At 68.7% G+C, this 8750-nt stretch carries 7 protein-coding genes; 5 read left to right on the top strand and 2 right to left on the bottom strand.

The window, feature by feature from the left end:
• Window positions 1-131 precede the first annotated feature (131 nt).
• Together NR810_RS17620 and NR810_RS17615 are read left to right on the top strand one after the other, a co-directional pair.
• Window positions 132-902 carry a thioesterase II family protein gene (locus tag NR810_RS17620; protein WP_257453812.1) on the top strand — a complete coding sequence of 257 codons (771 nt, stop codon included), beginning with the start codon at window positions 132-134 and terminating at the stop codon, window positions 900-902.
• Between the two features lie 113 nt (window positions 903-1015).
• Window positions 1016-2005 (top strand): hypothetical protein, encoded by a 990-nt coding sequence (locus NR810_RS17615; RefSeq protein ID WP_257453810.1) that lies wholly within the window; start codon window positions 1016-1018, stop codon window positions 2003-2005.
• A 66-nt stretch (window positions 2006-2071) separates the two neighbouring features.
• On the opposite strand, the gene NR810_RS17610 is transcribed toward NR810_RS17615, so the two are convergent.
• Complete coding sequence (locus NR810_RS17610; RefSeq protein WP_326522507.1) at window positions 2072-4285, bottom strand: M4 family metallopeptidase; 2214 nt, start codon at window positions 4283-4285, stop codon at window positions 2072-2074.
• Window positions 4286-4462: 177 nt separating this feature from the next.
• Between NR810_RS17610 and NR810_RS17605 the strand changes: the two genes are divergently transcribed.
• On the top strand, window positions 4463-5761 hold the full coding sequence (locus NR810_RS17605) for an AAA family ATPase (RefSeq protein WP_257453809.1): 1299 nt from the start codon (window positions 4463-4465) through the stop codon (window positions 5759-5761).
• 3 nt (window positions 5762-5764) lie between these two features.
• On the opposite strand, the gene NR810_RS17600 is transcribed toward NR810_RS17605, so the two are convergent.
• Complete coding sequence (locus tag NR810_RS17600) at window positions 5765-6643, bottom strand: alpha-ketoglutarate-dependent dioxygenase AlkB (RefSeq protein WP_257453808.1); 879 nt, start codon at window positions 6641-6643, stop codon at window positions 5765-5767.
• 328 nt (window positions 6644-6971) lie between these two features.
• Here NR810_RS17600 and NR810_RS17595 point away from each other — a divergent pair, with 328 nt between their 5' ends.
• Together NR810_RS17595 and NR810_RS17590 are read left to right on the top strand one after the other, a co-directional pair.
• Window positions 6972-7793, top strand: a complete 822-nt coding sequence (locus NR810_RS17595; RefSeq protein WP_257453806.1) for a methyltransferase domain-containing protein — start codon at window positions 6972-6974, stop codon at window positions 7791-7793.
• A 65-nt stretch (window positions 7794-7858) separates the two neighbouring features.
• A complete protein-coding gene (locus NR810_RS17590) occupies window positions 7859-8722 on the top strand; it encodes an alpha/beta hydrolase (protein WP_257453804.1) in 864 nt (287 codons plus the stop codon).
• The last annotated feature ends 28 nt before the right edge of the window (window positions 8723-8750 follow it).

Below are 8750 nucleotides of genomic sequence, written 5' to 3'. Positions count from 1 at the left end.
GTGCACCCGTTCCGTGGACCAGCCGACACCCGTGTCCAGGAGACCTCCGAGAGCCCTGGAAGTCGTGCTCGAATGTGCCCCACCGGGGGATTGACGCGACGGCCCGCACTGCGGAGCATGGTCCCACCCGCATGCGCGTTCCCCCCGTCTACCGCCGCTGGGTCACCTGTCCCGAGCCGCGCCCACAGGCGAGCCTGCGTCTGTTCTGCTTCCACTTCGCGGGAGGAGATGCCTCCATCTTCCGGCTATGGACCACCCAGCTCCCCTCGTTCATCGAGGTCTGCCCCATCGAGCTGCCAGGACGGGCCAGCCGCCGTAGCGAGGCCCCCATCACCCACTTCACCGAGCTGATCGAGAAGCTGGCGGGCATGATGCGCCCCTTCCTCAATCAGATGCCCGCCGCCTTCTTCGGGCACAGCTTCGGCGGCAACATCGCCTTCGAGCTGACGCGCCTGCTGCGCCGCGCCGGGGAGCCGATGCCGCTGCGCCTCTTCCTCGCGGCCAGCCCGGCGCTGTTCATCCGGGGGGAGCTCCCACCTCCCGTCAGCCACCTGCCGGACGCGGAGTTCCTGGCGCGGATCGGCACCCGGTACCGCCTGCCCCGGGAGGTGCTCGCCAGCGAGGACTTCCAGCAGGAGGTCCTGCCCGCTTTGCGCGCGGACATGAGTGTCGCCGAGAGCTACCAGTACACGAGCGAGCCCCCGCTGGAAGTGCCCATCTCGGCCTTCGGCGCCGAGGGGGATCCGGAGGTCAGCCCCGCCGAGGCCCAGGCCTGGTGCCGGGAGACCAACGTCGGCTTCCGCCTGCGCATGCTGCCGAGCAATGACCACTTCTTCGTCTCGACGGAGCGGCGCCGGCTGCACCAGGGCATCATCGAGGATCTCCAGGGTCTGGCGGGTTAGAGGCGGCGGGGCCGCGCAATTTCCGTGACGGCGCCGGTGTTCCCGGTCATCTACCGCCCGAGCCGCCGAGCCCCTCTGGCCACCAGGCAGGCGGCCATCGAGAGGGAAACCCCGTGCTCATCCGGTACTCCGAGTGGAAGAAGCCCACCGACGCGGCCTATGCGTTCCAGCTCCGCGCGGTGGCGGGCCCCGGCCGGACGGGCGGCTTCTCCCCGGAGATTCCCGGCCCTGGCCTGCCGAGCGACATCCGGCAGGTCGCCCGCGAGGTCCTCGAGGACGGAGAGGCGGAGCGCTTCGAGCGCAAGGTGCACCGGTGGTCCGGCCCGGAAGAGGTGGTCGGAGACGCGGGCGAGCGGCCCTACGAGGGACAGCAGCTCGCCTTCGAGGAGCGCGCGTGGCGTGGGACGCTCACGATGCACGACGTCGACTCGGTGATGCGGGGCACCGTCCTGGTGATGAGGGCTCCTTCCGGTCAGGCCGACTACGTGCTCCGCGACCACCACATGCTCGACGTGGCCCTCTACCACTACCGGGCGACGGGTGAGCTGCCGCGAGGCCTCTTCCACGCGGACCGTCACTCCGATTGGTGCAAGGACGGCTTCCTGGAGGCGCGCACGCCGCAGCAGGCGGCCACCTGGTGGAAGCTCATCGAGGGGCTGAAGCGGCCAGAGGGCTCGGCCCCCGTGCTGACCGAGGAGGACGTCTTCTTCACCACGGCGAAGGCCGAGCAGACGTCCACGATGACGGGCCGGGACGTGGGCTTCTCCACCCTGGTGCCCTGGTTCGTGGACACCACGGAGCTGCACTGGCGGCGGGTGCTCGACAAGCCCGGCGCGACCGGTGCGGACTGGCTCTCCCTGGACCTGGACTACTTCCAGCCCGCGCCCCAGCTGCGGCTGAGCGGTGGCCTGCTGCGCGACCCGCGCTTCCACACGATGATGAGAGGGGCCCGGGTGCGCGTCTTCGTGCTCTCGCCCCAGTTCACCAACGGTGGAGACAAGATCGATCCCTGGGAGACCCAGGGCAGCCTCCACTCGTCGCTCCGGCTGATGAACCTGCTGCGCCAGCTCCCCGGCAACGTGCGGCTCCAACACGCCGGATGAAGCACGACGGGCGGCCCCCTTCCGGAGAGCCGCCCGCCGCTCAACCTCGACTGACGCCAGCCGGAACTACGGCTTGGTGTAGTTGATGGTCAGGTTGTAGGTACCCGCGGAGGCACCGCGCACCATGATGTACGCGCTGCTCTGGCCCTCCGGCACGGTCACCGTGCACGTCTCGGAGGCACCGGAGGCGGCCGGACGGCAGTCGTACTTGCTGGTGGTGGGCGCCGCGCCGAAGCGGACGTACAGGTCGGGATTGCCCGAGCCCGTCATCGTCACCTTGAAGGTGGAGCCGGCCAGCACGCTGTACGGACCGAAGTTGTCCAGCTCACGCCGGGCCACGGAGCCGCTGGCCGTCTCGGTCACCGGCGTGCCGGTGCCACCGCCACCGCCCGTGCTGTAGGCGCCCTTGAGCGTCACGCCGGAGTACGCCGAGTAGGCGTTGAGCATCACGTACCAGGTGCCCGCCTGCGGGTTGGTGAAGGTGCAGACCTCCGCGTTGCCGCTCTTGTACGGACGGCAGTCGTAGGTGCTGGAGCTCGGCACCGAGCCGTAGCGCACGTACAGGTCCGCGTCACCCGTGCCGCCGCTGATCTCGAACGACAGGCTGGGCTGGCCCGCGGGCACCTCGAGCGCGTAGTACTTCTTGTTGCCGGAGCTGCCGGAGAGGTTGCTCACCGGCACGTTGTTGGCCAGCGGGTCCACCACCGGCGGAGGAGGCGGCACGCCCACGGCCTTCCAGGCCTCGTTCACCGCGGCGGCCTCGGCCGAGCCCGCGCCGTAGAGCGCCTCGGCGGCCTGCACCGTGTACGTCTTGGCCTGCTCGAAGGTGGTGCTGGCGGTGAAGAGGTCCGTGTTGGCCTTGTAGAAGATGTGGCCGGCCTTCTCCGGGCCGATGGCGGGCACCACGTTGCTGGACTTGCCGCGCGGGTGCGTGCCGCCCTTGGACAGCAGCGAGAACACCAGGTTGCTGATGCCCGAGCTGTAGTGCACGTCCTGGCCGGCGTAGTCCGCGTAGGAGTCGAGCGAGACGCCGTCCTTGGCCGGGTCGTCCATGTAGCGCAGCGCGTCACCCGCGGTGCCCGGCGTCCAGATGTCCTCGCCGATCTTGAAGACGTCCGCGTCCACGGCCCAGTTGCGCGTCCAGCTCTCGCACACGCCGGCGAAGATGTCGGACATGGACTCGTTGAGGCCACCGGACTCACCCGAGTAGATGAGGTCCGACTCGCTGTCCGTCACCGCGTGGGTCAGCTCGTGGACGGTCACGTCCAGATCCAGGCCCAGCTCGACGGAGTCCACGCCATCGCCGTCGCCGTACACCATCTGGGTGCCGTCCCAGTAGGCGTTGACGTAGTTGGAGCCGTAGTGGACGGTGCTGATGAGCGTGGCGCCCGCGTTGTCGAACGAGTCGCGGCCGAACAGCGTCTTGTAGCAGTTGTACGTGTCGCCCAACCGGTCGTAGTTGGTGTCGACGTGGTTGTCGCCGATGGCCGCCTGGCCCTCGCTGCGCTTGAGGGTACCCGGCGTGCTCGAGCCGTTGTTGGCCGAGTACACCTTGCGGTTGAGCGCGGAGTGGATGAGCGGGTTGACCAGCAGGATGCCCCCGCGCTGCGCGTCCACGTAGACGAGATCATCGGCGGGCATGCCCTCGCGCTCGCCCTTCACGCGCACCTCGTAGGCCAGCCGCGGCTCCTGGCTGCCCTCGGAGCGCAGGTAGACCAGCTTCGCCTCACCCTGGGCGGCGGCGAAGCGCGCCGACGAGCCCTCCGCGGCCACCTTCAGCGCGGCCTCGGGCGCCACCTTCGCCTCGGCGGACACCTTCGCGCCATCCCGGGCCGAGCCGTTGGCCGCGTACACCTTGCCCGCCGCGTCCACGTGCAGCACCAGCTCGCCACCCACCACCTTCAGGCCGTTCTTCGTCTGCTGGAAGCGCAGGTGCCGGTGGCCGCTCGCGTCCACCGAGGTGCGCCTGAGCACCAGATCGTTCTCGTTCAGCCGGAACACCGGGGCCACGAGGCTCAGCGAAGCACGTACGTCGAGCTCCGTCCCCGCGCGCAGCGCGCCCGGCACCTGCGTCGCCTGGCCGAACTCACCCCGGAGGGCGTAGGGAACCCCGTCCTCGGTACCCAGCACCTGCGCGCCCTTGATGCGCGCCAGCGCGGACTGGATGTCCGAGTCATCGCCCGAACCCACGGGCGCCTCGCCCTCCTGCATCGAACCGCAGGCGGCCAGACTCGCACCCAGCCACACCGCGCAGAACGTCTTCGAGAAACGGTTCCTCACCTCGACACCTCTCGGAAGAAGAAGGACCTTTCTTGACATACGTACTGATGCACGAGCAAGACGATTTGATGTTTTTCAGGAATTTTTCTGATTACTGACTGTAAACGCGTGTGAAGTGTCACTTGGCTCTCTGGATGAGGGGTGGCACGGTGCGCGGTTTTTCTCAGAGAGCCCGCCATGAAGCTCACGAAGCTCAAGGTCCACAGGTATCGGAACGTCGCGCCCGGCACCGAGCTCGTGTTCAGCCCATCGTTCAACCTGGTGCTGGGCGAGAACGGCACCGGCAGGACGATGCTGCTGGACCTGCTCTCCCGTGCTCTCTCCTCGGACTTCTCCGAGCTCATCCACGAGGAGTTCTCCCTCGAATACTCCCTCGCCTTCCCGGGCATGGAGCTGCGCCTCCGCGTGCGCAACGAGCCGCTCTCCGCCTATCCGCGGCGCCTGATGGAGGAAGAGCCGGGCGAAGGCTCGGCGCTCATGCCACTCCACATTCCCAAGGAGGAGACGCGGCTCGAGCCCTTCATGGAGCTGGTCCTCCAGCTCGACGCGCCCTCCTCCGTGCTGGTGATGCGCGCGGATGCCTCGGGCGTGGTCTGGGAGGTGGACGGGCAACCCGCCTACGCTCAGTCCATGGGGTGGTCGCTGTTGGATCGCACCGTGTGGATCGTCCTCTTCATGACGGCCCAGCGGCTCGAGCCCGAGGTGAAGGACCGGCTCAAGGAGCTGCTGCGCCGCACCTTCCTGCTCGCGCCCGCGCGCTTCGACGAGGCGCTCGGGATGTTCGAGCGGATCGGCAAGCTCCAGTACGGCATGGCGGTGCGGGGCGACGAGGTGTTCCCCCTCGGGCTGATGTCACTGCCCACGTGGTTGCCGGGACTGCTCCGGGAGCGGGTGGAGCGCGAGGCCGTGGCCGGCGCCGTCGACATCCGCCCCGAGGACGTGGAGCGCGGCTTCCTGGCACGTTTCGTCACCCTGGCGGGGTTCGCCACGGGGAGGTTCCGCGTGGAGCTGGTGGAGAAGCGGAACTACGAGGACGGCGGGCGGCTGGAGTTCGGCCGCTTCGGCTTCACCTTCACCGGGCGGGACGGCACGGAGGTCCCCCAGAAGCGGCTGGGCTTCGGGCACAAGCGGCTGCTGTCCTTCCTGTACTACCTGGACGTCAACGAGGACTTCGTCATCGCCGACGAGCTGGCCAACGGCCTGCACCCCCGCCTCGTCGAGGCCTGCCTGCGCGGGCTCGGTGCCCGGCAGGTCTTCCTCACCAGCCAGAACCCGCTCCCCTTCGACAACGTCCCGCTCGGGTCCGCCGGGGAGGTCCGCGCCTCGCTCATCCACTGTGGGACCACGCTCCTCGAGGGGCGCGAGTGGAAGGCCTGGGCCAACCCCACGGTGGAGGCGGCCACGAAGCTCTTCGGTGCGTACCAGCGGGGAGACACCCCGCTCGGAGCGCTGCTGCGCGCCCACGGGCTGTGGTGAGCGTCAGCCTCCCGCCGCGCGCTCCCGCTCGAGCTCCGCCCGGAAGAAGGCTCGGCCCTCGGCGAGCTTCTCCATATAGGGCCGTACGTCCTCGCGGGCCTCCGGTGAGAGCAGCGCGAAGGGCGTCACGTGTTCATCTGGCACGTAGCGGAAGGTGAGGTTGATGCGCCGGGTGCGGAAGTCCGGCATCTCGGGCGGCAGCAGGTGGCCAGCGCGGGTGTCCACCCGCTGCACGCGGTGGAACGTCTGCTCCTTCCAGCGCGCGCCACCGAAGAGTTGCAGCGCGCCATCGTCGAGCCACTGCTCCAGCACCACCTCGTCGCGCTCACCCGGGCGGGTGGAGGTGACGAACTGGATGAGCGCGCGCTCGCCGAAGGACAGCGAGGCCACCGGCCCCGGCTCGAAGTCCTTGTGCTCCCCCACCCTCGCGGTGTCCACCCAGCGATCGCCCTCGAGGCGGCTGCCGTAGAAGTTCACCAGGCACGTGTTGAGGTGCCAGCCGGGGGGCATGTCCGGGCCCCGGAACATGCGGCGCGCCAGCTCCTCCACCTTCGCCACCTGGCGCTGCAACACCGCCGGGAAGGGCTCGGCCTTCACGCAGCGATCCTTCACCCCCTTCGGGGGCCGGTAATAGTCGAGGCAGGCGAACTGCCAGTTCCCCAGCCAGTACACCGGGCGCAGCAGACGCCGCTGCGACTGCCCTGGCGGAGGCGGGAAGTGCTTGGAGTAACGCTCCTCCCACAGGGGGTGCAGCGTGCCGAGCCAGGAGAGGATCTCCGCGCGGTCCGCCGCCGACAGGAAGCTCGCGTTGTAGTGGTGGCCCGGCGTGCGCTGACGGGCCTTCTGGGCCAGCGACCGGCCGAAGCGAGGAGGTAGGGCCATGGTGTACCCCGCACTACCATATTGACCATCTCACGGAGCAGCGGCAGCCCTCTGTCGCACACTCAACGCTTTGGATCCTCCCCCAGGAACCCGGCACAAGCAGGCGAGCGTCCATGAAGAAAGTCCTTATTTCTTCCGTCCATACCTTGTTGAGGCCCTCGGGAATCTCATCGTGGCTGAAATGATCCAGAGGGGGCCTGCCATGACAACCTGGATCAACCGCGGCGGCGTACGAGACGCCAGGACACTCTGGAGAGGAGGTCCCTGGCAGGGGGGGCTCGACCCTGACGGGCGCGGGAGACACAGAGAGCACAAGGAGAGAGTGCCCGTGGGAGAGAGCTCCAACCTGGCCTTGAGTTTCCATGACATCGATCGCACCGAGGCACCCAGAAACGCGGTCCGCTTCCTGGACAGCCTGAACAACACCCAGCAGGTGCAGGAGATCCAACGGCTCACCCATCGGCTTCTGGGGGTGGGCGAAGGGTCCCGGGTGCTCGACGCCGGCTGTGGCCTGGGCGATGTGACCCGGGAGGTGGCGCGGCTGGTGGGCCAGACAGGCCGGGTGGTGGGGGTCGACCTGAGTGAGAACATGGTGGCCGAGTCACGCCGACGGACGGAGGACCCCGGGCTGCCAGTGGAATTCCGGGTCGGAGACATCCACCATCTGGACTTCCCGGACTGGAGCTTCGACGCGTGCCGCAGCTCCCGGGTCTTCCTGTACCTGGACGATCCCTGCAAGGCGCTCAGCGAGCTGGTGCGGCTGACCCGGCCGGGCGGGACGGTGCTGCTCTTCGAGCCGGAGTTCGACAGCTGGATCCTCAACGGGCCCGACCGCTCCGTGGTCCGAAAGCTGATCCATTTCTGGACCGATCAGCTCCGCAATCCATGGATCGGCCGGCAGTTGCCGAGCCTGTTCCACGCCCAGGGCCTCACCCACGTGACGGTCACGCCGGTGTCCGCGTCCTGGTTCCTCCCCCACCTGGAGACGTTCGGCCTGCGCGCGGTGCTGGAGAAGGCCATCCAGGCAGGCGTGGCGACCCGCTCGGAGGTCGAGGAGTGGCTCCGGTTCATGGAGGAGGCCGAGCGCACCGGGAGCTTCTTCGGTGTGATGACGGGCCTGGTGATACGCGGGGTCAAACCCGCGACGTGAGGGGCCCGAGGGGCGCCTGGCCGCCCATTCCCGTGGAGGATCCCCTCCGCGCTAGGATGATCTCCATGAATCACGCAGAGGGTACCTTCGAGAGCGCGGGTGGGCTGAAACTGTACTACCAGCGGTGGCTCCCCGATCACGGTGAGCCGCGGACGGCACTGGCCATCGTCCACGGGATTGGCGAGCACAGTGGCCGCTTCATGAACATCGTCAACCACTTCGTCGCCCAGGGGCACGCGGTGTACGCGCTCGACCTCCGGGGCCACGGCCGCTCCCCGGGACCGCGCGGACACCTGATGTCGTGGTCGGAGTACATCGACGACGTGAGGTCCTTCCTGGCCCTGATCACCGCGAATGAGCCCGGCCGGCCTCTCTTCCTCTATGCCCACAGCATGGGCGGGCTCATCGGGATGGAGTACGTCCTGCGCTACCCGGAAGGCCTGAGTGGGGTGATCATCAGCGGCCCGCCCTTCGAGTCCGCCGTGGTGACACCGACCCTGGTCCTCTCCGCGCTGCTGCTCGGCAAGCTGCGTCCGCTGCACCCGCTCAAGGTGAACCTGGTGCCCGAGGCGATGTGCAACGATCCGGCGGTGGTCGCCGCCTACCTCGCGGATCCGCTGGTCCATCGCCAGTGCACGGCCCGCTGGGCCTTCGAGGCCCTCAAGGTCAGCGGGTGGATCAACTCCCACCTCCCGGACTGGCGCGTCCCGCTGCTGCTGCTCCACGGCGAGAAGGACTCCGTCAACCCGCCCGGCGGCGCCCGCAAGGTCTTCGACAAGGTGGCCTACCCCGACAAGAAGATGCACCTGGTGCCGGGCGGCTACCACGAGCCCCACAGCGACGCTGGCTACGAGCAGGTGCTCCAACTGGTGGAGGAGTTCGTCCTCTCGCACCTGCCCGCGAGCGCCCGGCCGAGAGCCACCGCCTGAACCCCCGGCCGGGGACATCACGCAGCCT

The organism is Archangium lipolyticum (assembly GCF_024623785.1).
Lineage (GTDB): Bacteria > Myxococcota > Myxococcia > Myxococcales > Myxococcaceae > Archangium > Archangium lipolyticum.
This window is presented reverse-complemented; position numbering and strand designations above follow the sequence as displayed.